Source organism: Streptomyces sp. NPDC005141 (assembly GCF_053599975.1).
Genome location: NZ_JBSFYW010000011.1, coordinates 115,197 through 138,669 on the forward strand (window position 1 = coordinate 115,197; position 23,473 = coordinate 138,669).

The following is a 23,473-nucleotide window of genomic DNA, read 5'->3' on the forward strand; positions in this document are numbered from 1 at the left end:
GCTCGTCCCCGCTCCTTGGAAAGGCCTCTCATGCCTCTGGCCCTGCTCGCCCTCGCCGTGGGCGCCTTCGGCATCGGCACCACCGAGTTCGCCATGATGGGCCTGCTGCCCGACGTCGCGGACGACCTGCACATATCGATCCCGACCGCCGGACACCTGGTCTCCGCGTACGCGCTCGGCGTCGTCATCGGCGCTCCGCTGCTCGCCGCGGCCACCGCCCGGATGTCCCGCCGCAAGGTCCTCATCGCCCTGATGGGCCTCTTCGTGGCGGGCAACGCGCTCTCCGCCTTCGCCCCCGACCACCACTGGCTGCTCGCCGCCCGCTTCCTGAGCGGTCTGCCGCACGGTGCCTTCTTCGGCGTCGGCGCCGTCGTCGCCACCGGCCTGGTCGCCCCCGAGCGCAAGGCCCGCTCCGTGTCGCTGATGTTCCTCGGACTGACCGTCGCGAACATCGCCGGTGTCCCGGTCGCCACGCTCGTGGGACAGCACCTGGGCTGGCGGGCCGCCTTCCTCGGGGTGAGCGTGATCGGCGTGGCCGCCATCGCCTCGCTGCTCCTGCTGATCCCGCACGCCCCCGCGCACACCTCCTCCGGCGGTCTGCGCGGCGAGCTCGCCACCCTGCGCTCGCTGCCCGTCTGGCTCGCCCTCGGGACGACGGTCGCGGGCTTCGGGGCGCTCTTCTCCGCGTACAGCTACGTCACGCCCATGCTCACGGACGCCGCCGGATACGCCGAGGGCAGCGTGACGCTGCTGCTGGCGCTCTTCGGGGTCGGCGCGACGGCGGGCAACCTGCTCGGCGGCCGCCTCGCGGACCACTCCCTGCGCGGGACCCTCTTCGGCGGCCTGGTGTCCCTCGTCGCCGTCCTCGCGCTCTTCCCTGTCCTCATGGGCGCCCAGTGGAGCGCCGCCGTCGCGGTCACCCTCCTCGGCACGGCCGCCTTCGTCACCGGCTCACCCCTCCAGCTGATGGTCATGGAGAAGGCCTCCGCCGCGCCCTCCCTCGCGTCCTCCGCCAACCAGGCCGCGTTCAACCTCGCCAACGCGGGCGGCGCGTGGATCGGCGGGCTCGCCCTGGCGGCGGGCTTCGGCGCCACCTCCCCGGCGCTCGCCGGAGCCGCCCTCGCCGTGCTCGGCCTGGCCGTCGCCGGAGCCGCGTACGCCATCGACCGCCGCCGCGCCGCCGCCGGCGCGAGTGCCTCCGGCCGCCTCGTCGCCGCGCACGTGCCCGCGCGGGTGGAGCACGCGCACCACTGAGGCGGTGCGCCGACACGGCTCACGAGGCGGCGCCCGAAGCCTGCGCCGGCTCGTGAGTGGGCAGCCCCACACCCCATTGCGTCGCTCTGACGATTACACTGGATCCGTGCCTCAACTACGCCTCGCCCTGAATCAGATCGACTCGACCGTCGGTGATCTCGCCGGCAACGCCGAGGCGGTCGTCCGCTGGACCCGGCACTCCGCCGAGCAGGGAGCGCATCTGGTCGCGTTCCCCGAGATGGTGCTGACCGGCTACCCCGTCGAGGACCTGGCCCTGCGGTCGTCCTTCGTCGAGGCCTCCCGCACGGCCCTGCGCGACCTGGCCGCGCGACTGGCCGACGAGGGCTTCGGGGAACTGCCGGTGGTCCTCGGCTACCTCGACCGGTCCGAGACCGCGCAGCCGAAGTACGGCCAGCCGGCCGGCGCCCCGCGGAACGCCGCGGCCGTGCTGCACCGGGGCGAGGTGGCGCTGACGTTCGCCAAGCACCACCTCCCGAACTACGGCGTGTTCGACGAGTTCCGGTACTTCGTGCCCGGCGACACCATGCCCGTCGTGCGCGTCCACGGCATCGATGTCGCCCTCGCGATCTGCGAGGACCTCTGGCAGGACGGCGGCCGCGTCCCGGCGGCCCGCTCCGCCGGGGCCGGACTGCTGCTGTCGATCAACGCCTCCCCGTACGAGCGCGACAAGGACGACACCCGCCTGGAACTGGTCCGCAAGCGGGCACAGGAGGCCGGGTGCACCACCGCCTACCTCGCCATGATCGGCGGCCAGGACGAGCTGGTCTTCGACGGCGACTCGATCGTCGTCGACCGCGACGGCGAAGTCGTCGCCCGCGCGCCGCAGTTCGCCGAGGGCTGCGTCGTCCTTGACCTGGACCTCCCGGCGGGGGCCGCCGAGCCGGCCACCGGCATCGTCGACGACGGACTGCGCATCGAGCGGCTCGTCCTCTCCGAGGAGCCGCTGCCCGCGTACGAGCCGGAGCTCGCCGGAGGATACGCCGAACGGCTCGACGACGACGAGGAGATCTACTCGGCGCTCGTCGTCGGCCTGCGGGCGTACGCGGCGAAGAACGGTTTCCGGTCCGTGCTCATCGGCCTGTCCGGCGGCATCGACTCGGCGCTGGTGGCCGCCATCGCCTGCGACGCGCTGGGCGCCCAGAACGTGTACGGCGTCTCCATGCCGTCGAAGTACTCCTCGGACCACTCCCGGGGCGACGCCGCCGAGCTGGCGCGGCGGACGGGCCTCAACTTCCGTACGGTGTCGATCGAGCCGATGTTCGACGCGTACATGTCGTCGGTGGGGCTGACCGGTCTCGCCGAGGAGAACCTCCAGTCCCGGCTGCGCGGCACCCTGCTCATGGCGCTCTCCAACCAGGAGGGCCACATCGTGCTGGCCCCCGGCAACAAGTCCGAGCTGGCGGTGGGGTATTCGACGCTGTACGGCGACTCGGTGGGCGCGTACGGGCCGATCAAGGACGTGTACAAGACGTCGATCTTCCGCCTCGCCGAGTGGCGCAACCGCTCGGCCGCCGAGCGGGGCCAGACCCCGCCGATCCCCGAGGCGTCCATCACCAAGCCGCCGAGCGCCGAGCTGCGTCCCGGGCAGGTCGACACCGACTCCCTGCCCGACTATCCCGTCCTCGACGCGATCCTCGAACGCTATGTGGACCGGGACGAGGGTGCCGACACCATCGTCGCCGCCGGCTTCGACCGCGATCTGGTCGTGAAGACGCTCCGGATGGTCGACACCGCGGAGTACAAGCGCCGGCAGTACCCGCCGGGCACCAAGATCTCCGCCAAGGGCTTCGGCAAGGACCGTCGCCTGCCCATCACCAACCGCTGGCGCGAACACGCCTGACGGTGATCGTCGGGCGCCGGCCGCGAGGCCCTTCCGGCGCCCGGACAGACGTACGCCCGCCCCCCGACCGACCGGGGAGCGGGCGTACTCGTGCTGACGGGTCGCGTCAGCGGCGGCTGTACGAGTCGACGTAGCCCGGGGCGGGGGAGCCCACACCGGTGACGTCGTCATAGCCCTTCACGGCCTTCAAGGAGCTGTCCTTGCCGAGGCTGCGGACGGAGGTGAGGACACCGTCCGCGGCGTCGAAGCCGTTCGCGAAGTCGACACGCGCCACGGCGAGTCCGGAGCCCGTGGGCTTGTCCGTGACGTCGTGGTACGCCTTCGAGCCGATCTTGGAGTAGATCGACGGGTTGGCGAAACCGATCGCCTTGCCGCCGCGCGCCTCCTGGGCGAGCGCCTGGACGGCCGCGATCACCGGCGCGGCGAGCGAGGTGCCGCCGATCCGGTACTCGCTGTACTGCTCCGTCCCGTCCGGGAAGGTCTGCGTCTGGCCGACCTTGAAACCGGTGTTGGGGTCGGCGATCGCCGCGATGTCCGGGACGACCCGGTTGCCCGCGGCGTTGTTGGCCTTGGCCAGCGCGTTCGGGACGACACCCTTCTGGTAGAAGGGCTCCGCCACCGTCTTGCTGGTGCCGCCGCCCGCTCCCGAGGTGAACGCGCCCGGGAACCCGGTCCAGCTCTTGCCGTCCTCGGACAGCGAGGCCTTCTCAGTGCCCCAGCCGGTCTCCCACAGGTACTTGTCGCCCTTGCCGACCGCCAGCGAGGTGCCGCCGACCGCCGTCACCCATGCCGAGTTGGCCGGGGTGTCGACCTGCTTCGTCCCGGTGTTGGCGACCTCGTCGCCGTTGTCGCCGGAGGAGAAGTAGAAGCCGATGCCCTCGACCGCGCCGAACTGGAAGACCTGGTCGTAGGCCGCCGCGAGGTCCGGGGTCTGGTTGGCCTCGATGTCGCCCCACGAGTTGGAGACGATGTCGGCCAGGTGCCCGTCGACGATCTTGTTGAGCGAGTCGAGCAGATCGTCGTCGTAGCAGGAGGCGGCACCCACGTAAGTGATGCTCGCGCCCGGCGCGACCGCGTGCACGGCCTCGACGTCGAGGGTCTCCTCGCCGTACCAGCCGGCCGCCCCGCACTCCTCGGTCTTCGTGTACGTCGCGGGCAGCACCTGACGGAGCTGACCGCTGGTGTACCTGGCATCGCCGTGCTTCGCGGCGTAGGTGGCCGCGTCGAAGGCGATGGTCGGCGAGGCGTACGCGTCGGTGATGGCGACCCGCACGTTCTTGCCGGTGCGCTTGCCCGCGCCGTAGGCGGCGCGCAACTGCTTGCCCGTGTACCCCTTGACCGCGTACGGGATCTTCTTTCCGTTCGCAGTCGGCAGGGTGCTCGCGACGTTCGAGCCGTAGTACGAGGAGAACGGCCCGGAGTTCTTGAACACCGCGTCCGGAGGCGGCAGTTGATCGGCGTGCGTCGCCTTGTGCGGGGCGTTGTCCAGGCCGGTGACGGTCAGGACGGCGCCGTTCAGGGCGGCGGGCGCGGAGGCCGTCTTCGACGGCGCCCGGTAGGTCTTCTTGCCCTTGCTGTAGTTGTGCAGCTGCGTGCCGAACGCCTTCTCGGCGGCGGCCACGTCACCGGTCACGGAGACGTAGTGCTGCGTCGTCCCGGTGACCTTCAGACCCGCCGACTTCAGCCACGAGGCCACGGCCGTGACCTGGGCCTTGGTGGCGCCGAAACGTGCCTGCGCCTTCTTGGCGCTGAGGTATTTCCCGTACGAAGCCGAGTGCGGGTCGGACACGGACCTGGCGTACGCGGCCAGTCCCTTGGCGTCCCGTCCGGCGAGGTACACCCGGGCCGAGACCTGGGAGCTGTCGGACGCCGCTCCCTTGTCCGCTTTGGCCGTCGCCCACGCGGGCCTGGTGCCCGCGAGGGTGTCCCGGCTCGGGCCGTCCGCGGCGTGGGCCGCGGGTATGCCGAGCGCCAGCGCACCGGCGAGCAGAGGCAGTGTCGCCGCCATGCTCACTCCGGCGCGCACGGTGGCGCGGTTGGATCTCATAGAGCCCCCTGCGATGCGGTTCGTCGCATGTAGTGGTTGGTCGGTGATCCACGCGAGACCCTCGGGCCCCACCAGGGCGGGAGGAATGGATCACGGATGGGGGTCACTCTTTCGGTGAACCGTTCATGCCAGGGGAATGAACAAGCCAAGGAAAGCCCAAGTGGCGTCGTTCGGCGATCATTTGGGATGGTTTGAAGTGGGTCGTTGCCCACAATCGAGGGTTTTCCCTCTATCTCGTCCCGGGCTCTGTAAAGAGGTGCCCGACTTCTGTAGGCGGATCGAGTCCCCAGGGCGTGTTGCCGGTGTGAAGCAGCTGGTGTTCGAGGCAGCTGGAGTTCGAGGGGTTCTGCCGCCCACGCCCAGCTCTTCATCGGCTGCCTGAACCGGGCTCAGCTCGCCGTCACCCGGGGACGGCCCGGCTCGGGGGAGCCGCTCGTACCGACCGGCGTCCACCTGACATGCGGTACGGAGTGGTGCGGCTGACCACACGGCGGCGGAGGGGGCGGCGGCGGGGGCGGGGGTGAACGGTCCGGGGCGCCGCCCCGGACCGTTCCACGTACCCGGCACCGCCGCCCACCCCGGACAGGTCCTAGTCGCCCGCCTTCGCGCCCCGTTCCTCGAGCATGTCCGCCATCAGCCTGATCTCCGACTGCTGCGCGTCGACCATGCCCTGCGCGAGCCGCTTCTCCACGCCGACGGTGCACTTGGCGGCACAGCCCTCGGCCATGTGGATGCCGCCCTTGTGGTGGGCGGTCATCAGCTGGAGATAGAAGACCTCGGCCCGCTTCCCGTCGAGCGTGCCGAGCCGCTTCATCTCGCTGTTGGTGGCCATGCCCGGCATCAGCGAGCCGTCCTTGCCGGACGCCATGTCCCCCATGCCCATCCAGGTCATCGGCGCGTCCGAGGACACCTTCGGCAGCTCCCACAGGTCGAGCCAGCCGAGCAGCATGCCGCGCTGATTGGCCTGCGTCTGGGCGATGTCGTACGCGAGACGCCGTACCTCCACGTCCTTGGTGCGGTCACGCACGATGTACGACATCTCGACGGCCTGCTGGTGGTGGACCGCCATGTCCCGCGCGAAGCCCGCGTCCGCCGAGTCGGCGGCGGGTACCCGCGTCCCGGAGTCGTCGCCGTCGGCGACCGCGTAGGTGATCGCCCCGGCCGCGACGAGCACGGTCGCCGCGGCGCCCGCGATCCAGCCGACCTGCCTCACTGGGCCAGACCGTTGGTGCAGGCCGCGCCCGGTTCGGGCGTCTGCTTGCCCTGAACGAACTCGGAGAGGAACGCGTCGACGCTCTTGTCGCCCGCGCCGGTCACCGTGCGCTGCTTGCCCCAGGCGCTCAGCATGATCGGGGCCTTCTGGTCATCGACCGGGCTCATCAGCGTGTACGGGGTCTTCTTGACCTTCGCCGCGAGCGCCTTCACATCGGCGTCCGACGCCTTGCTGTTGTACGTGATCCAGACCGCGCCGTGCTCCAGGGAGTGCACGGCGTTCATGTTGTTGACCGCCTTGGCGTAGACGTCGCCGTTGCAGTTCATCCAGACCTGGTTGTGGTCACCGCCGACCGGCGGCTCCATCGGGTAGGTCACGGTCTTCGTGACGTGGTTGCGCGCCAGCGTGCCCTTCCAGGTCTTCACGCCGTCCGCGCCCGTGACGAAGTGCCCCGACGCCGCCTTCGAGTCGCTCGCCGTGTCCTTCTTGTCCGACTGCGACCGGACGAGTACGACTCCACCGGCGACGAGTCCGGCGACGACGACCGTGCTCGCCGCGATCACGAGGATCCGGTTGCGCCGCTCACGATTGCGCTCGACGCGGCGCAGCTCTTCGATGCGCGCCTGGCGCGAGGCGGTGCTGGTGTTCTTGGCGGAACCCATGGTGAGTCCTTATGAGGATGGGACGGTCGGGTTCGCCGATCGTAATCGGGAAGGGAGGGGCGTAGGCACGGAGGGCACGGGATTGGCCGAAGAAAGGGCGGGTGGGGAGGGGCAGGGGCGCGCGGCGACGGCGGAGGGATGCGGGACGGGGACCGGAGGGAAAATTTGAACCTGAGATGCGCATTACCTACGCTGTCGGGCATGCGGTTGTTGCGATCCACCGACCTGGCCCTGCGCGTCCTGATGCGACTGGCCGTCGTCGGCGACTCGACGCCCACCACGCGCGAGGTCGCGGCCGGCATGAGTGTCCCCTACACGCACGCCGCCAAGGTCGTCGCGGAGCTCCAGCACCTCGGGCTGCTCGACGCCCGGCGCGGCAGGGGAGGCGGTCTCGCGCTCACCGAGAAGGGGCGCGTCGCGTCCGTCGGCGCGATCGTGCGCGTCTTCGAAGGGGACGGCGAGGTCGTCGAATGCGAGGGGGACGCACCGTGCCCGCTCGCCTCCGCGTGCCGGCTGCGGGGTGCCCTGCGGCGCGCCCAGGAGGCCTTCTACGCCTCGCTGGACCCGCTGACCATCGCCGACGTCGTCGCCGAGCCGACGGGGCCCTTGCTGCTGGGCATCAGCCGGAGACCGTAGCCTGGCCCGGTGGCCCGGTGGCCCGGTGGCCCGGTGGCCCGGTGGCCCGGTGGCCCGGTGGCCCGGTGGCCCGGTGGCCCGATGGCCGTACCTGGTGCCCGTCTGTTCCCGCCCTTTGGCTGTTTCCGCGGCCTGGCCGTTCCCGCCGCCCGGCGACCCCTCGTCGGGCTCCGCCTCCGTGCCCGGCCGGGCGCAGGGCCTTGTGGGACTCAGGGCCCTGCGGGGCTCCGTGCTCTGCCGTGCCGGGCGTCCGACGATCTGCGGGGGCGTTGCCGGCCCCCCCGCTTCCGCGACTGGATCCGCCGGATCTGCTGGACACGCCCTAGTCCTGGGCGAGCCAGAGGTCCGGACCGAACACCTCGTAGTGGATGTCGGCGGCCGGTACGCCCTTCCCGAGGAGCTGGGTCCGTACAGCGCGCATGAAGGGCAGCGGACCGCACAGGTAGGCCTGTGTGCCCGGCCGCACGGTCACTCCGGAGAGGTCGACCAGACCGGTCCGGCCGGCGGGGTGGCCCGGCTCCGGGTGCTCGTACCAGAAGTGGGTCTCCGCGTCGGCGAGTTTGCCCGCGAACGCCCCGTGGTCGGCGCGCAGCGCGTGTTCGGCGGGGGAGCGGTCGGCGTGCACGACGGTGACGGGCGCCTTGTGACCGGTGACCACCAGCTGTTCCAGCATGGCGATCATCGGGGTGACGCCGATGCCCGCGGAGACGAGAAGGACGGGGGCGTCCGTGTCGTCGAGGACCAGGTCGCCGTACGGCGCGGAGACCTCGAGGACGCTGCCCTCGTGGACGTGCACGTGCAGATGGTCGGAGACCTCGCCCCCGGGGCTCGCCGCGGCGCCGGGGTTCTCCTCCGCGGGCACCCGCTTGACACTGATCTGGCGTACCGGTGAACCGGGCGCGCTGGAGAGGCTGTACTGACGTATCTGGCGGGCGCCGTCCGGGAGCCGGACGCCGACCGAGACGTACTGGCCCGCCCGGAAGTCCGGGAGGGGGCCGCCGTCGGCCGGACGGATCCGGAAGGTGGCGACGTCGGCGGTCTCCTCGACGCGCTCGGTGACCACCCAGGGGTGCAGGGCCCCGTCGTCCGCCCGCTCTTCGTACAGGCGCTTCTCGATGGCGATCAGGGCGTTCGCCATGAGCCAGTAGACCTCGTCCCAGGCGGCGGCGACCTCCGCGGTGACCGCGTCGCCCAGCACCTCGACGATGGCGGCGAAGAGATGCTCGTGCACGACCTTGTACTGATCGGGCGCGACCCCCAGGGAGCCGTGCTTGTGCGCGATGCGGTTCAGCATCGCGTCGGGCCGCTCGTCGGGGTGCTCGACCAGGTGGGTGGCGAAGGCGGCGATGGATCCCGCCAGGGCCTGACGCTGAGTGCCCGCGGCCTGGTTGCCGCGGTTGAACAGGTCACGGAGCAGCTCGGGGTGGGCGGTGAACAGCCCGGAGTAGAAGCGCTCGGTGATCTCGCCGATGGCGGCGCCGACGACGGGGAGAGTGGCGCGCACGGTCGAGGCGGACGGTTCGGACAGCATCAGGACTCCTCAAAGCCAGGGCGGAAACGGTGGGTTGCGGCCCCCTTGTACGCACCGCACAGTAGTAAAACTTGCATCTGAGATGCAAATTAAAGGCCGTGGGGCGAGAGAGTGAGGGTCGGCTATTACGGGGGCGGGCGTGAGCAGGCAGTATGTGCAGCAGAGCAGGACACCTGCCGTACGCGAGGCGTTCAGACCGAGGTCGCCCGGCCGATCAAGGTCCGCAACGCGCATGAAATGGTGTTGTGGTGGGATGCTCAGGTGCGCCGATCGTCTTCGAGGCGTGGAAGCAGGCGGCCTGACCAGCAAGGATGGGTGGAAGCGGAAGATGGACAAGCAGCAGGAGTTCGTGCTCCGGACGCTGGAGGAGCGTGACATCCGGTTCGTACGTCTGTGGTTCACGGACGTACTCGGCTTCCTCAAGTCGGTGGCCGTGGCCCCGGCGGAGCTGGAACAGGCCTTCGACGAGGGCATCGGCTTCGACGGCTCGGCCATCGAGGGCTTCGCCCGCGTCTACGAGTCGGACATGATCGCCAAGCCGGACCCGTCGACCTTCCAGGTGCTGCCCTGGCGCGCCGAGGCCCCCGGCACGGCCCGCATGTTCTGCGACATCCTCATGCCGGACGGCTCCCCGTCCTTCGCGGACCCGCGGTACGTCCTCAAGCGCGCCCTCGCCAAGACCTCGGACCTGGGGTTCACCTTCTACACCCACCCCGAGATCGAGTTCTTCCTGCTGAAGGACCGCCCGCTGGACGGCTCGCGACCCACCCCCGCCGACAACTCCGGCTACTTCGACCACACCCCGCAGAACGTCGGCCAGGACTTCCGGCGCCAGGCCATCACGATGCTGGAGTCGATGGGCATCTCGGTCGAGTTCAGCCACCACGAGGGTGCCCCCGGCCAGCAGGAGATCGACCTGCGCTACGCCGACGCGCTCTCCACGGCCGACAACATCATGACCTTCCGGCTGATCATGAAGCAGGTCGCGCTGGAGCAGGGCGTGCAGGCCACCTTCATGCCGAAGCCGTTCTCGGAGTACCCGGGCAGCGGCATGCACACGCACCTCTCCCTCTTCGAGGGCGACCGCAACGCGTTCTACGAGTCCGGCTCGGAGTACCAGCTCTCCAAGGTCGGCCGCTCCTTCATCGCCGGCCTCCTGAAGCACGCCGCGGAGATCTCCGCCGTCACCAACCAGTGGGTCAACTCCTACAAGCGCATCTGGGGCGGCTCGGAGCGCACCGCGGGCGCCGGCGGCGAGGCTCCCTCGTACATCTGCTGGGGCCACAACAACCGCTCCGCCCTCGTCCGCGTGCCGATGTACAAGCCCGGCAAGACCGGTTCGGCGCGGGTCGAGGTCCGCTCGATCGACTCCGGCGCGAACCCCTACCTGGCGTACGCGCTGCTCCTGGCCGCGGGCCTGAAGGGCATCGAGGAGGGCTACGAGCTTCCGCCGGGCGCCGACGACGACGTCTGGGCCCTCTCCGACGCCGAACGCCGAGCCATGGGCATCGAGCCCCTCCCGCAGAACCTCGGCGAGGCGCTGGCCCTCATGCAGCGCAGCGAACTCGTCGCCGAGACCCTCGGCGAGCACGTCTTCGACTTCTTCCTGCGCAACAAGAAGTCGGAATGGGAGGAGTACCGCAGCGAGGTGACCGCCTTCGAGCTGCGGAAGAACCTGCCGGTGCTGTAGGCGCGGGTCAGGGACGCTTTTTTCTTGTCCAGCCCCGGGGCCCACGGTCGGTGACCGTGGGCCCCGCGGCTGTCTTCAGGATCCCTGGGCCGTCTGTGGGCCGTCCGCCCCAGAAACGCTGCCCTCGTCCATGCTGTCCACGGCCCGCCGGGCGCGACCAGCCAATACAAGTCGCCTCGACCTGCGGGAATCCGCGTCTTCGGATCTGTGCGCGTACGCTTTCCGCGCTCTGATCAGGCAAGATTCTCTGGCTCATTTTCACCCGACCCACGGCGCCCTGCTCCCAGGTGGAAGCCTTGGCGCTACTACTAGTGTTCCAGAAGCCACTGTCAACGCTGAATGGCTGTCGCTCGGGGCGGTAGCTAGCTGCGTGATCGGCGCCGAGCCTGCTGCCGCAGTACTCGATTCTGCGACCCAGCTGGTCACAGTGATCATCGTGCTGCTGCTTGTCCGAGCCCGGTTGGGGAGCCCGATCACTGCTCCGGAATCGGATTGTCAAGCCCGCCGCTGAGGTCTGACATCAGCGGCTGACACCAACAGAGGCGAACAGCCGCAGCTAACGCCGAACCTCACCGGACCAGCAATCCGGCTAGAAGGTCGATCGGCACTCCGAACCGCCGTGATCGACCTGATAAAGATGAGGCCAAACTCCAAAGTTGGCCTCAACCCCGGGGCGCCATCCTCAGCCGAGGGGTGTCGCCCCGTCGGCTTGACTCGAGGCCTAGGCGCAGGAGCGGTTGGCCGACGTTGGCAGATCCCTGTGATCGACCCGGGTGGGATGGCGCTGGCATGGGGCAGCGCTGAAGATCACCAGAGGGGCCCACGGGGCTCTTATGCCAACTTCGCCCCGATCGACCCACCTGTCTGAAATTCTTAACTGAGCTATACGGCGCCATCGCCGAGGGGGGGAGCGGCCATGGAGTGGACGATGTCCATCACATACGGCGCACTGGGTGGCCTTGTCGTGGAGATCGTCGTCCTCTATGGCCGGATAGCGGCATGGCAGACGGCTCGGCATCGCGCCTTGGCAGGGAATAAGCGGCGGAAGCAACTTCCGCGGCTCGACAAATACGTCGATCCCCCGTCCGACATGCTGGCAGCCGTGACTCGTCTTTCCCTCGGCGCCGTGGCCGGATGGATTTTCTCCCCACAAGTAACGGGAGCCTTGGCCACAGTCGCTGTGGGAGCCACGGCGCCAGCGTTGCTGCGCCAGTTAGGCAGCGCGCGCACCGTGCAGGCAGTGTTCGGGGGTGGATACTCCGGTCCCGAGCCAGCCGAGCACGTCGGTGTACCGCCGGGCGGCGCGGAGGTGATCGAGCCGTGAGCAGACTGGTACGGCGGTACTGGGCGTCACTGACGGATACTAACGTCGAATCCGTGGAGTTGCTGATCGAGTATGGGCGGCAGCGGAATGCGACGCTGTGGCGAAGGTACGTGGCTTCCCTGCTTGACATGCCAGTGACTTGCGGAGCCACCACAGAGACGAAACAGATCGAGGGTCCGACACCAGCACCGACGTCAACGATCTTCTACGACATGGAGACAGTCGTCGACATCGGGACCGCTCCACCGAACCGCGGGAGTTGGTGGCGTGGCGCTGGCCTCGCATTTGTGACCCTGCTCGCATTGGCCGTAGCCTTCGGCGTTTCGCGTTTACTGCCACCTGCTCCGGGGGTCGCGACACCTGCCACGTCGGTCGATGCTGTGTACCACAAGGTCAATGACCCGGCTGGCTACGTGATCAGCATCCCTCGAGGATGGGCACGCAAGGAGACGCAGGGGAAGCTGCAACCCGTTGTCACCTATACGGCCCCGAACAGCCTGGCCAGGTTGATGGTGTTCGAGGTCAAGGAGAATTCCGTGACGGAGTCCTCGGCGCAGGCTCAGTCCATCGCAGAGGGGTTCAAGGGTTACCAATACCTCGACCGGCGGACCGGCGCCGACTGGACTGAGTTCAGCTACCGCTACGACAGCAAGCAGTACGGGGCCACCCAGACCGTCGACCACCGTTTCCAGGCCGCCGGCGGGACGCTGTACGCCATCATCGTGTACTCACGGCCCGGCACGGACATGACGGAGCCGCTCACGAAGGCCGTGAACTCCCTCTGCCCGACGGGAGCACACTGCCCCGAACCGGGCTGATGAGCTTGGCGGATGCCTTGGTTCACAGGGACCAGATGCGAATGGGCTCGCCCCCGTGGCTATACAGCCGCGGAGTCCAGCAACCACCGCGACCGCAGCCAACTGGCATCGACCCCAGACGCCCAAGTGACCGGCCCAGCAGATTTCAAATGACCAGCCCGCCCATAATTCCGGATGAAGACGTTCCCCTGTCACACCCGTGCCATATCGTGCGGTCAACGACGCTGCGCAGCAGTCGAGACGTGCTGTTGATCTGGGCTGGCGTGAGAGCCGGAGCAACCTGGGCGTTCCCACCTATGACCATGTCCGCCCTTACAAAGCGGCGGTGTTCGGTATGCGGCTAGGGCCGACGCAGTCGTCCAATAGCCTCCGATCAGCAGCCGTTGCCGACCTTGGAGGCTCCGTGGCCCATGCCGCTCTCACCGCACCGGATCGGCTGTGGTCGGCGCAGGAGGTCTTGTCGCGTCCCAACCCGGTGCCGGCGGTTGCTGGGGTTTACGGGTGGTACTTCGAACAGGCTCCCTGTGTAGACCTCGATGCCGGGCGCCTGCTCTACGTCGGTATAGCCCCGAGTTATATGGCGAATCGGACCAGCACGCAGAACCTGCGTAAGCGCGTGCGGAATCACTACCGGGGCACTGCTGCCGGATCGACGCTTCGCCTCACACTCGGTTGCCTGCTCGGGATCGAGCTGCGTCGCGTAGGCCGCAGCGGGACGCGCATGACCTTCGGCAAGGCTGGCGAAGCCGCCCTCAGCCAGTGGATGGCGGAGAACGCCCGCGTGTGCTGGATCGAGCACGACGAACCGTGGACCCTGGAGTCGGAACTCATCTCTCAACTCGACCTGCCGCTGAACCTCGACCAGAACCGACACAACCCATTCCACAGCCGACTCAAGGAACTCAGATCCCAAGCCCGGCAGCGTGCACGGGAGTTGCCCGTCAGCGCATAGACCGTCCGCCGGTCTGACATCACCAACTGACATCAACGGCTGCGAACGATGGCACACGGCGGTGGCTGGAGCCGGATCCAACAGCGACCAGCGGGCCCCGTTCCAGCACGCCGCACCGCGCAGCGAGCGAACTTACAAGGCGAGTGTCGGCGGTCCGAAACCGTCCTCGCCCACCATGTGCGAGTTCCCCCTTGTGCCTCCGATCTCGTCTTTAGACTTGAGGGGAGAATCGGGTAATCTGCCGGCACCTTGCATCATGCGGTGGCGCAGCCAGTACGTTCCGGGGGATTCGATTGTCGGTGAAATCACCCTTTCTGGGCGCGATGCTCCTTGTTGTGATCATTCTCGCCACTTTTTCGATTACGTCGCGTGTACCCGCTGTGGAGTACCACTGCCGGAGCAGAATATCCGCCGGCGACGCCCGGCTCTTTTCGCTGCCGGACCTCCCTGACGGCGCGACAGTTCGGCTCTGTACCGCTCCGGACAAAGACGGAATAAGCGGGAACCTGGAATTCGACGCCGATCCGGATGCCACCAGACTGTATCTGAAATCCATGGGAATGAGTTGGGATCTTTTCTTTGACGTTCCAGTCCACAAGGTGAAAGACCTTTCGGCTCCGCGCGGTGAGGGCTGGAACCTGAAGGAGGGGGAAAAATATCGCTGGAATTTCGTGTCCCACTCATGGAAAAATGGATGCCTCATGAGCTATACGGCTTTCATTCCCGCAGAAAAGCAGTGGGACGGAAAAGCTTATATCGGCTTCTTTTGCATGCGGTGACTTAGATGTCGATTCAGTCGCCTTTCGTTATGGTGCGCCACATGATCAGTGATGTCCCGGCCTGTCCTGAGTGCAGCCGGCCGATGAGGTCCGATGGACTCGTGCCCTCCACGCGCGAGGACGACGGTCGGCGGACCTGGCGATCACTGTGGAGGTGCGCTGGCCGACACGTCTGGTGGCGCTGGGCGGATCGACCGGACGAGCCCTTTAAGATCTGCCCCGTGCCGGGACTGTTCCGCTGACATCCGACGCTGACATCGACGACGCGGGCTGCTGACCTGGATGAACGTTCAGAACACGGCTCCCTTCGGCCGGTCCCGCTTCACCGTGAGTTCCCGCGGTTCCCCGCCCGATCTGGTGCGCGAGTGGTGCGGCGGTGGGCGGGGGGATTCGGTGTGCCCGTCTCGGCTCGGCGGGGAGGCCGGACAGAGCTGCTGGCGTACGCCCGCGATGCCGAAGACGAGCGTGAGGACGAAGCAGATCAGGCTCACTGCCGTTGCAAGGCGCGGGACCTCGTGCGTGCGACGGAAGTTGGACATGACGCCGTTCGACCAGAACGGCACGTGGGGCCGACGGTCGGTGACCGTCGGCCCTGCGGCGTTTTCGGGGGCCGGGGGCGCCCCGGGGGATCCGGAGGGCGGCGGAGGCGGGCCGCGGGGGTGTCGGTGTTCGCGGTGAGGTTGGTGATCCGACGTCAACTCCGGCCCTTGTGAGGTCTGTTGGTCGGGGAAGTGGGCCGGTGATGAAGACTGTGGGTATGGAGTTCTTCTGTTATCACCGTGACCGGCCCGGCTCGTTGGAACTGCGCGATGAACTGCTGGAAGAGCACTGGTCGTACATGGACCGGTACGCGGCCGAGATGATCGCCCGCGGCCCGACCCTCGACGGCGACCGGGACGCGCCCACCGGCAGCGTGCACATCGTCGACCTGCCCGATCCCTCGGCCGCGCACGCCTTCGCCTTCGGTGAGCCCGGCTACCAGGCGGGCGTGTACCGCGACGTGCTGGTGCGCCGGTGGCGCAACACGCTGGGGCGCACCATGTGGGAGTTTCCCGGCGGCCGTACCGGTGGCAACCGGTACCTGGTGCTCGGCCTCGGCGCGGGACAGGCCGCCGACCTCGAGGTGCCGCCGAAGCAGGACGGGCTGATCGCCTACGGGCCGCTGCTGTCGGACGACGGTTCCGCCTGGCTGGGTACGGCGGCGCTGGTGCTGGCGCCGGACCCGGACGCGGCCCGCGCCGTCCTCACCCCCGACCGGTACGCCGACATCGAGGTCCACGACTGGCAGTTCGGCGGGCGGCCGTCATGAAATGAGCGGCGCCGGCCCTCGGTGGGGTCCCCGGGGTCACCTCATGGTCCCGCACCTCAGGCGCGTCGCCAGCCCCCCGCTGGGGTACGAGCCGGCGCGGCGGACATCCAGGCCACTCCCTAGCGCACATACGCGGGAGACACGGCCGCCGCGCTGATGCGCCGCGGCTCTCCCGTGCCGTCGGACGGGACCGTGTAGAGGTCGGCTCCGTAGTCGCCGGGGAGGGCGTAGACGAGGGTGCGGTCGTCGCGCCAGACCGCCTGGTCGTCGACGCTGCGGGGCTCGGCGAGCGGGGTTTCGCGCCCGGTGCGCAGGTCGAGGACGTACAGGTGCCAAGGGGCGTCCTGGGGAAGGCCCTTGACGCGCTTCTTGAACGCGACGCGGGTGCCGTCGGGGGAGAGGGAGGGGCATTCGACGTTCGTGCGCAGGGTGGTGACGGTGCGGGTGCGCAGGTCGCCGCGGACCAGGTGGGTGGTGCCGTGCGTGGCCATCGTGGCGTAGAAGGTGCGGTCGTCGTCCGCGAAGGTCACGCCCCAGAAGTTGACGTCGGCCGCGTGGTAGGTCCTGCCTTCCTTCACCACGCGGTACACCTCCAGGGACGGTGTCAGCCTCCCCGTGCGGGTGTCGACGACGGCGGCCCGGGTCGAGAAGTTCGTGCCCGCGTAGGAGTCGCCGCCCACGAACGCCGTCCAGGCCGCGTACCGGCCGCTGGGCGAGACGCGGGCGCGGGACGGGATGCCGGGTACGTCGTAGCGGGCCGTCACGCGCAGACCGGCGTCGAGGATCACCGCCCGGTAGGTGTCCCGGACCGTTCCGTGCACGGCCTGAAGGCACACGCCGGTGCCCGAAGCGGCGTGGAAGCGCAGGCACTTGACCTTGGACGCCGTGCGCGGGCCCGACGGGTCGGACGCCGGGACGGCCGTCAGCTCGTCGCGGTGCGGGCCCCACGCCATGTTCCGGAACACCAGCCGCCGGGAGTCGGTCAGGGAGACCCGCCCCGCGGTGATCCGCGGGCCACCGGGGCGGGCCTCGTTCCTGCGCTCGGCGCGGGCCGAGGCGTGCAGCACGGAGGCCGTCGCGACGCCCGCCAGGACGACCAGGGCGCAGACCAGGACCAGGATGCGGGTTCGCAGCGTCATGCGAGGCCTTCTGAGGGGGTGCGGGTGCGGTGGGTGGGGTGCAGGTTCAGCGCGAACAGGGCGCACAGGGCGAGTGCCACGGCCGACGCGGTGAGCGCCGTACGGTCGCCCCACGCCGTCCACGCCGCGCCGAAGCCGAGCGAGCAGACGAACCGGGCCAGTGCCTGCCCCGTCTGGACCAGCGCGAGCCCGGACGAGCGCAGTTCCGTCGGCACGCTGTCCGAGGCCGCGGCCATGAGCACGCCGTCCGTCGCCGCGTAGAAGCCGCCGTGCAGGAGCAGGACGGCGTACGGCAGCGCCGTACCGTGCCAGGACGTGAGCAGCAGGGTGTACGCGAGGAGCAGGGCGCCGTGTCCGGCCAGGAACACCCGCCACCGGCCGGCCCGGTCCGCGAGCCGGCCGAGCGGGACGGCCAGCAGCAGGAACGCGGCTGCGGTGCCGAGGGGCAGCAGCGCGAACCAGCGGTCCGGCACTCCGAGCCTGCGCTGGAGCAGCAGGAACACGAACGAGTCGCTGACCGTGGCGAGGCCGAGCAGGGTCGCGCAGAGCGCGATGCGGCGCAGTTCCGGGCGGCGCAGCAGGGCCAGGGCGGCGCGCAGGGTGGGGCGCGGCTCGGAGGCCCGTTCGGCCTCGGCCGGGGCACCGGGGCCGGGCGCGGACGGCACCGCGGATTCCCGGCCGGTCTCCGGGCCGACTCCGGCTCCACCGCGGGACTCCGGGCCTGCTCCGGCTTCTCCGCCGGTTCGGGCCGTCGTACGGGATTCCCGTGCGGGTCCGTTCGCGGCACCGGGCTCCCGGTCGTCACGGGCCTCGAACCCAGCCCCAGCCCCGGCCCCAGCCCGGGACCGGGACCTGGATCCGGACTCGGACCCAGCCCCGGACCTGGCCCCGGTCCCAGCGCCGGCCCCGGCACGAACCGGCCGCCCGGTGTCGCCCTGCGAAGCCGCGCCGCCCGGGACGAACAGCACCAGGACCAGGACGCCGACCACGGCCACGCAGAAGCTGACCATGAACACGGCGTCGTAGCCGTCGACGGTGGCCCGGAGGATCAGGAAGGCGGCCAGCGGGCCCAGCAGGGCGCCCGCCGTGTCCATCGCGCGATGGACGCCGAAGGCGCGGCCGCGGGTCTCCGGGGTGCTCGACAGGGAGATGAGGGCGTCGCGCGGGGCCGTGCGCAGGCCCTTTCCGGTGCGGTCGGCCGCGAGGACCAGGCCGATGGGGGTCAGGGTCTGCGCCACCAGGAGCAGGGGTTTGCAGGCCGCCGAGAGGGCGTATCCGGCGCCCGCCACCCACTTGTGACGGCCCCCGCCCCGGTCGGCGAGATGCCCCCCGGCCAGGCGGACCAGGGCCGAGAAGCCGTTGTAGATCCCGTCGAGGAGCCCGAAGCCCAGCGGGGACAGACCGAGGCCCGCCACCAGGTACAGGGGCAGTACCGCCGTCACCATCTCCGAGGAGACGTCGGTGATCAGACTGACCGTGCCGAGTGCCAGCACCGTGGGCGCGACCGCGTTACGGCGCCGCCCGGCGCGGGGCCGGGCGGCGCTCTCCGCGGACGCCGCCGGAGTCTCCGGTGTACCGGCGCGGCTGTCCGCTACGTACATGTCAGGACGTCCAGATGCCCGTGATGTCCTTGGCGGAGGCCGCGTTGCCCGCGTGCGGGAGGCCGTGCATGTCCTCCAGCGTGCGCAGCAGGTCGTAGTGGTTGTAGGTGGTGGTGGAGGAGGAACCCGCGGTCACCTGCTGGCCGTAGAGCACTGTCGGGATCTTGTTGCCGCTGAGCCGGTTGTCCTCGTCGAAGGTGACGACGAGGAGGCTGTTGTGGGTCTTGGCCCAGGTGGCGTACGCGCTCAGCTTGTTCTTCAGCCAGGTGTCACCGGTGGACACCGAGCAGTCGTGCATGTCGCTGCACAGGTTCGGGACGACGAAGGAGACCTGCGGAAGCGTCGTGTAGTCCGTCGGGAACTGGGCGAACGTCCTGGCGCTGGACGTCGGTACGTTGCTGAAGCCGAACCACGGGTTGTGCTTGCGCGCGTACGTGCCGCTGCTGCACGTGGTCGAACCCTGGCTGGGCAGGGTCTCGTTGTAGCTGCCCCACGTCCTGCCCGCGGCGATCAGCTCGGAGGCGAGGTTCGGGGCGGAGGAGAAGCCGGGCGTGTAGCAGCTGTCGTCCGTGATGCCCTGGGTGGAGCCGGAGAACAGGGCGAAGTAGTTGGGCTGGCTCGGGTGCGTCTCGGCGTACGACTGGGAGAGGTTGGCCCCGCCGGTCTTGAGCGAGTTGATGTACGGCGCGCTGGAGGAGCCGATCACCTGGCTGTACGCGTGATTCTCGAAGACCACGACCACGACGTGGTCCGGGGTCGGGACCGCGGCCGCGGCACGGGCGGGCGACGAGCCGGCGAACCCGGTCCACAGCCCTACCGCGGCCGCGGTGAAGGCGAGGGCGGATGCCACGACGGCACGACTGCGGCGGTACACGTTTCTGCCGGACACTTCAGACCTCCGGTGGGGGGAGCGACGACGGTGGCGGTGCGGACAGAGCATGCACACGCCAAGATTCCCGGGGCCCACGCCCCTCAACCGGAGGGATGAAGAGAGGATGAACTGCTGTTGTCAGCGATCGCGGGCCAGTTGGCCCAGCACCTGGTGCAGCGGCTCCTTCGCCCGCCGGCGGTACTCCTGGATCGCCCAGCCGTTCCCGTCCGGGTCCTTGAAATACATGAAGGTGGCCCCGTCCCGCGGGGCGAACGCGACCGGCTCACTGACGTCGAGGCCGCGGCCGGTCAGCTCCTCGTACGCCGCCGCGGCGTCCTGCACACACAGCTGCATCCCGTGGTACGTCCCCGGCTGCGGCGTCCCCGTCGGGACCTGGAGCCCGTCGACGAGCGCGATCGAACAACCGGACCCGGGCGGCGTCAGCTGAACGATCCGCACGCCCTCCATCACCTCCCCGTCCAGGTCGACATGGAAGCCGACCTTGTCCCGGTAGAACTCCTTGGCCCGGTCCACGTCGGAGACCGGCAGCAGGATCACTTCGAGGGTCATGTCCATGGCTTGACTCCCTTGACGTACGGCTCACGGCTCTGTCCACAGAAGCCCAGACCGGCGCGGGGCGCCACCCTGGGGACCGGGGTTAGGCTCGCTTCGCACGACCTTGATCCGATAATCCGTGGAGTCCGATCCGACAGGAGGCCGGGATGAATGCGCCGGGGCGCAGAAGCAGTACCTTCACGCGGCTGCTGCGACACGGCTTCACTGATCCGTCGGCGGCCGAGCGGCTCCTGGAAGGGCCCGAACTGGCGCCCGTACGGTCCGACCCGGTCCTGCTGGACGCGCTGGGCGCCACCGCCGACCCGGACCTCGCGCTGCTCGGACTCGTCCGGCTCGTCGAGGCGCAGGACGGGCACCCCGCCCAGCGGGAGCTCCTCGACACACTGATCGCGGCCAAACCGCTGCGGGACCGGCTGCTGGGCGTGCTCGGCGCCTCCACCGCGCTCGCCGACCACCTCGCCCGGCACCCGCACGACTGGCAGGCCCTCGTCACCTACGAGGCACAGGACCTGCATCCCGGGGTCCAGGAGTTCGAACGGGGCCTGGCGGACGCGACGGACCCCGTCTCGCTGCGCGTCGCCTACCGCCGCTGCATGCTCTCCATCGCCGCGCGCGACGTGTGCGGCACCACCGACCTCGCCCAGACCGCCGCCGAACTCGCCGACCTCGCCACCGCGACCCTGCGCGCCGCGCTCGCCATCGCCAGGGCCGCCGCGCCCGACGACGCCGCGCTGTGCCGGCTCGCGGTCATCGCGATGGGCAAGTGCGGTGGACACGAGCTCAATTACGTGTCCGACGTCGACGTGATCTTCGTAGGGGAGGGCGTCGAGGGGGCCGACGAGCAGAAGGCCGTGCAGGCGGCCACCCGGCTCGCCTCGCACATGATGCGGATCTGCTCCGAGACGACCGTCGAGGGCAGCATCTGGCCCGTCGACGCCAATCTGCGCCCCGAGGGCCGCAACGGACCCCTCGTGCGGACGCTCAGCAGTCATCTCGCGTACTACCAGCGGTGGGCCAAGACCTGGGAGTTCCAGGCACTGCTCAAGGCCCGCCCCGTCGCGGGGGACCTGGAGCTGGGCGAGAAGTACGTGGCCACGCTCTCCCCGCTGGTGTGGCATGCCGCCGAGCGGGAGAACTTCGTCGCCGACGTGCAGAAGATGCGGCGCCGCGTCGTCGAGAACATCCCGGCCGCCGAGATCGAGCGGGAGCTGAAGCTCGCTCCCGGAGGACTCCGGGACGTCGAATTCGCCGTACAGCTCCTGCAGTTGGTGCACGGCCGGGCCGACACCTCCGTGCGCAGCGGTACGACACTGGACGCCCTGAAGGCGCTCGCGGCGGGCGGATACGTGGGACGCGCCGACGCCGTGCAGCTCGACGACGCCTACCGCTTCCTGCGGACGATGGAACACCGCATCCAGCTCTTCCGGCTGCGGCGCACGCATCTGGTGCCGGAGGACGAGGCCGATCTGCGGCGGATCGGGCGGTCGCTCGGGCTGCGGGCCGACCCGGTCAAGGAACTGAACCGGGAGTGGAAGCGGCACGCGGCCATGGTGCGGCGGCTGCACGAGAAGCTGTTCTACCGGCCTCTGCTCGACGCCGTGGCCCAACTGGCGCCGGGCGAGGCCCGGTTGAGCCTGAACGCGGCCCGGGAGCGGCTCGTCGCCCTCGGGTACGCCGATCCGGCCGCCGCGCTGCGCCACCTGGAGGCGCTGGCCTCCGGGGTCACCCGCAAGGCCGCCATCCAACGGACCCTGCTCCCGGTGCTGTTGGGGTGGTTCGCGGACTCCGCCGACCCCGACGCCGGCCTGCTCAACTTCCGCAAGGTGTCGGACGCGCTCGGCAAGACCCCCTGGTATCTGCGCCTGCTGAGGGACGAGGGCGCCGCCGCCGAGAACCTCGCGCGGGTGCTCTCGGCGGGACGGCTCGCCCCGGACCTGCTGATGCGCGCGCCGGAGGCGGTGGCACTGCTGGGCGACGGGGAGAGCGGCGGCCTCGAACCGCGCGGCCGTGCCCATCTGGAACAGGAGATCCTCGCCGCGGTGCGGCGGGCCGACGGTGGCGAGCAGGCCGTGACCGCGGCGCGCGGCGTGCGGCGGCGGGAGCTGTTCCGCACCGCCGCGACGGACATCGTCGCCTCGTACGGAACCGAGGAGACGCCGGCCGTCGCCGATCAGGGGGCGCTGGTCGACCTGGTCGGCGGCGCGGTGTCCGATCTGACGGCGGTGACGCTCGCGGGCACGCTGCGGGCCGTGGTGCGGGACGGCTGGGGGGACACGCTCCCCACGCGGTTCGCGGTCATCGGGATGGGCCGCTTCGGGGGCCATGAGCTCGGTTACGGCTCCGACGCGGACGTGCTCTTCGTGCACGAGCCCCGGGAGGGTGTGGCCGAACAGGAGGCGTCGCAGGCCGCGAACGCCGTGGTGTCCGAGATGCGACGGCTGCTCCAGCTGCCCAGCGCGGATCCGCCCCTGCTGATCGACGCGGACCTGCGACCCGAGGGGAAGTCCGGGCCGCTGGTCCGGACGCTGAATTCGTACGAGGCGTACTACCGGCGCTGGTCGCTGGTGTGGGAGTCGCAGGCGCTGCTGCGCGCGGAGGTCGTGGCGGGGGACGCGGACCTCGGGAGCCGGTTCATCGAGCTGGTCGATCCGCTGCGGTATCCGGCGGAGGGCCTGGGCGAGGAGGCCGTACGGGAGATCCGGCGGCTGAAGGCCCGGATGGAGACGGAGCGGCTGCCGCGCGGCGCCGACCCCACGCTGCACACCAAGCTCGGGCGCGGAGGTCTCTCCGACGTGGAGTGGACGGTTCAGCTGATCCAGCTCCAGCACGGCTGGGCCGAGCCGGGCCTGCGGACGACCCGGACGCGGGAGGCGCTGGCCGCCGCCTGCGCGGCGGATCTGCTGTCCGCCGAGTACGCGGCGACGCTCGACGAGGCATGGGTCCTGGCCACCCGTGTGCGGAACGCCGTCATGCTCGTGCGGGGCCGGGCCGGCGACACCTTCCCCTCGGACGGGAGAGAGCTCGCCGCCGTGGGCCGCTACCTGGGGTACGACCCGGGGCACGTCGGAGACATGCTCGACGACTACCGGCGGACCACCCGGCGGGCCCGGGCCGTGGTGGACGAGCTGTTCTACGGAGCCTGAGGATCTCTGCGGAGTCCGAGGAGCTCTACGGAGCCTGAGGGTCTCGGTGGTCACTGAACGTGACGAC

At 69.9% G+C, this 23,473-nt stretch carries 18 protein-coding genes; 10 read left to right on the top strand and 8 right to left on the bottom strand.

Annotated elements, in window-relative coordinates:
• Window positions 1-30 precede the first annotated feature (30 nt).
• Window positions 31-1,254: an MFS transporter gene (locus tag ACWD68_RS11730; RefSeq protein ID WP_451806255.1), complete on the top strand. Its 1,224-nt coding sequence runs from the start codon at window positions 31-33 to the stop codon at window positions 1,252-1,254.
• 106 nt (window positions 1,255-1,360) lie between these two features.
• Window positions 1,361-3,115 carry an NAD+ synthase gene (locus ACWD68_RS11735; RefSeq protein ID WP_451806256.1) on the top strand — a complete coding sequence of 585 codons (1,755 nt, stop codon included), beginning with the start codon at window positions 1,361-1,363 and terminating at the stop codon, window positions 3,113-3,115.
• 106 nt (window positions 3,116-3,221) lie between these two features.
• Here ACWD68_RS11735 and ACWD68_RS11740 read toward each other — a convergent pair whose 3' ends face one another.
• The 3 genes from ACWD68_RS11740 to ACWD68_RS11750 form a co-directional block, all read right to left on the bottom strand.
• Complete coding sequence (locus tag ACWD68_RS11740; protein ID WP_451806257.1) at window positions 3,222-5,162, bottom strand: S53 family peptidase; 1,941 nt, start codon at window positions 5,160-5,162, stop codon at window positions 3,222-3,224.
• Between the two features lie 589 nt (window positions 5,163-5,751).
• Complete coding sequence (locus tag ACWD68_RS11745) at window positions 5,752-6,375, bottom strand: DUF305 domain-containing protein (protein ID WP_451806258.1); 624 nt, start codon at window positions 6,373-6,375, stop codon at window positions 5,752-5,754.
• Entirely contained in the window at window positions 6,372-7,037 is a 666-nt protein-coding gene (locus ACWD68_RS11750; protein WP_451806259.1) for a DUF3105 domain-containing protein, read from the bottom strand. Before ACWD68_RS11750 ends, ACWD68_RS11745 begins: the two co-directional genes overlap by 4 nt.
• Window positions 7,038-7,238: 201 nt before the next feature.
• Between ACWD68_RS11750 and ACWD68_RS11755 the strand changes: the two genes are divergently transcribed.
• Window positions 7,239-7,673: an RrF2 family transcriptional regulator gene (locus ACWD68_RS11755; RefSeq protein WP_451806260.1), complete on the top strand. Its 435-nt coding sequence runs from the start codon at window positions 7,239-7,241 to the stop codon at window positions 7,671-7,673.
• 322 nt (window positions 7,674-7,995) lie between these two features.
• On the opposite strand, the gene ACWD68_RS11760 is transcribed toward ACWD68_RS11755, so the two are convergent.
• A complete protein-coding gene (locus ACWD68_RS11760) occupies window positions 7,996-9,204 on the bottom strand; it encodes a globin domain-containing protein (protein ID WP_451806261.1) in 1,209 nt (402 codons plus the stop codon).
• Window positions 9,205-9,532: 328 nt separating this feature from the next.
• Between ACWD68_RS11760 and glnA the strand changes: the two genes are divergently transcribed.
• The 6 genes from glnA (at window position 9,533) to ACWD68_RS11790 (ending at window position 16,076) form a co-directional block, all read left to right on the top strand.
• On the top strand, window positions 9,533-10,894 hold the full coding sequence (glnA, locus tag ACWD68_RS11765) for a type I glutamate--ammonia ligase (RefSeq protein ID WP_266758054.1): 1,362 nt from the start codon (window positions 9,533-9,535) through the stop codon (window positions 10,892-10,894).
• Between the two features lie 928 nt (window positions 10,895-11,822).
• Complete coding sequence (locus ACWD68_RS11770; RefSeq protein WP_451806262.1) at window positions 11,823-12,218, top strand: hypothetical protein; 396 nt, start codon at window positions 11,823-11,825, stop codon at window positions 12,216-12,218.
• 53 nt (window positions 12,219-12,271) lie between these two features.
• Window positions 12,272-13,036 (top strand): hypothetical protein, encoded by a 765-nt coding sequence (locus tag ACWD68_RS11775; protein ID WP_451806263.1) that lies wholly within the window; start codon window positions 12,272-12,274, stop codon window positions 13,034-13,036.
• A 403-nt stretch (window positions 13,037-13,439) separates the two neighbouring features.
• Window positions 13,440-13,988, top strand: coding sequence for a GIY-YIG nuclease family protein (locus ACWD68_RS11780; RefSeq protein WP_451806264.1), 549 nt, complete (start codon window positions 13,440-13,442; stop codon window positions 13,986-13,988).
• Window positions 13,989-14,323: 335 nt separating this feature from the next.
• The gene (locus tag ACWD68_RS11785) at window positions 14,324-14,767 is read left to right on the top strand and encodes a hypothetical protein (protein ID WP_451806265.1); all 444 of its coding nucleotides are present in this window, start codon (window positions 14,324-14,326) and stop codon (window positions 14,765-14,767) included.
• Between the two features lie 757 nt (window positions 14,768-15,524).
• Complete coding sequence (locus tag ACWD68_RS11790) at window positions 15,525-16,076, top strand: YciI family protein (protein ID WP_451806305.1); 552 nt, start codon at window positions 15,525-15,527, stop codon at window positions 16,074-16,076.
• 119 nt (window positions 16,077-16,195) lie between these two features.
• Here ACWD68_RS11790 and ACWD68_RS11795 read toward each other — a convergent pair whose 3' ends face one another.
• The 4 genes from ACWD68_RS11795 to ACWD68_RS11810 form a co-directional block, all read right to left on the bottom strand.
• Window positions 16,196-17,215, bottom strand: coding sequence for a TolB family protein (locus tag ACWD68_RS11795; RefSeq protein ID WP_451806266.1), 1,020 nt, complete (start codon window positions 17,213-17,215; stop codon window positions 16,196-16,198).
• Window positions 17,212-18,816, bottom strand: a complete 1,605-nt coding sequence (locus ACWD68_RS11800) for an MFS transporter (protein ID WP_451806267.1) — start codon at window positions 18,814-18,816, stop codon at window positions 17,212-17,214. Before ACWD68_RS11800 ends, ACWD68_RS11795 begins: the two co-directional genes overlap by 4 nt.
• A gap of 1 nt (window position 18,817) precedes the next feature.
• Window positions 18,818-19,705, bottom strand: coding sequence for an alkaline phosphatase family protein (locus ACWD68_RS11805; RefSeq protein ID WP_451806268.1), 888 nt, complete (start codon window positions 19,703-19,705; stop codon window positions 18,818-18,820).
• Between the two features lie 120 nt (window positions 19,706-19,825).
• Window positions 19,826-20,263 (bottom strand): VOC family protein, encoded by a 438-nt coding sequence (locus tag ACWD68_RS11810; RefSeq protein WP_451806269.1) that lies wholly within the window; start codon window positions 20,261-20,263, stop codon window positions 19,826-19,828.
• A gap of 146 nt (window positions 20,264-20,409) precedes the next feature.
• Here ACWD68_RS11810 and ACWD68_RS11815 point away from each other — a divergent pair, with 146 nt between their 5' ends.
• A complete protein-coding gene (locus tag ACWD68_RS11815) occupies window positions 20,410-23,406 on the top strand; it encodes a bifunctional [glutamine synthetase] adenylyltransferase/[glutamine synthetase]-adenylyl-L-tyrosine phosphorylase (RefSeq protein WP_451806270.1) in 2,997 nt (998 codons plus the stop codon).
• Window positions 23,407-23,473 lie beyond the last annotated feature (67 nt).

Coding starts and splice junctions, on each gene's coding strand:
- ACWD68_RS11760 (WP_451806261.1), bottom strand. CDS start 9,204: ATGCTGTCCGAACCGTCCGCCTCGACCGTGCGCGCCACTCTCCCCGTC.
- ACWD68_RS11730 (WP_451806255.1), top strand. CDS start 31: ATGCCTCTGGCCCTGCTCGCCCTCGCCGTGGGCGCCTTCGGCATCGGC.
- ACWD68_RS11750 (WP_451806259.1), bottom strand. CDS start 7,037: ATGGGTTCCGCCAAGAACACCAGCACCGCCTCGCGCCAGGCGCGCATC.
- ACWD68_RS11810 (WP_451806269.1), bottom strand. CDS start 20,263: ATGGACATGACCCTCGAAGTGATCCTGCTGCCGGTCTCCGACGTGGAC.
- glnA (WP_266758054.1), top strand. CDS start 9,533: ATGGACAAGCAGCAGGAGTTCGTGCTCCGGACGCTGGAGGAGCGTGAC.
- ACWD68_RS11795 (WP_451806266.1), bottom strand. CDS start 17,215: ATGACGCTGCGAACCCGCATCCTGGTCCTGGTCTGCGCCCTGGTCGTC.
- ACWD68_RS11770 (WP_451806262.1), top strand. CDS start 11,823: ATGTCCATCACATACGGCGCACTGGGTGGCCTTGTCGTGGAGATCGTC.
- ACWD68_RS11790 (WP_451806305.1), top strand. CDS start 15,525: ATGGAGTTCTTCTGTTATCACCGTGACCGGCCCGGCTCGTTGGAACTG.
- ACWD68_RS11815 (WP_451806270.1), top strand. CDS start 20,410: ATGAATGCGCCGGGGCGCAGAAGCAGTACCTTCACGCGGCTGCTGCGA.
- ACWD68_RS11740 (WP_451806257.1), bottom strand. CDS start 5,162: ATGAGATCCAACCGCGCCACCGTGCGCGCCGGAGTGAGCATGGCGGCG.
- ACWD68_RS11755 (WP_451806260.1), top strand. CDS start 7,239: ATGCGGTTGTTGCGATCCACCGACCTGGCCCTGCGCGTCCTGATGCGA.
- ACWD68_RS11800 (WP_451806267.1), bottom strand. CDS start 18,816: ATGTACGTAGCGGACAGCCGCGCCGGTACACCGGAGACTCCGGCGGCG.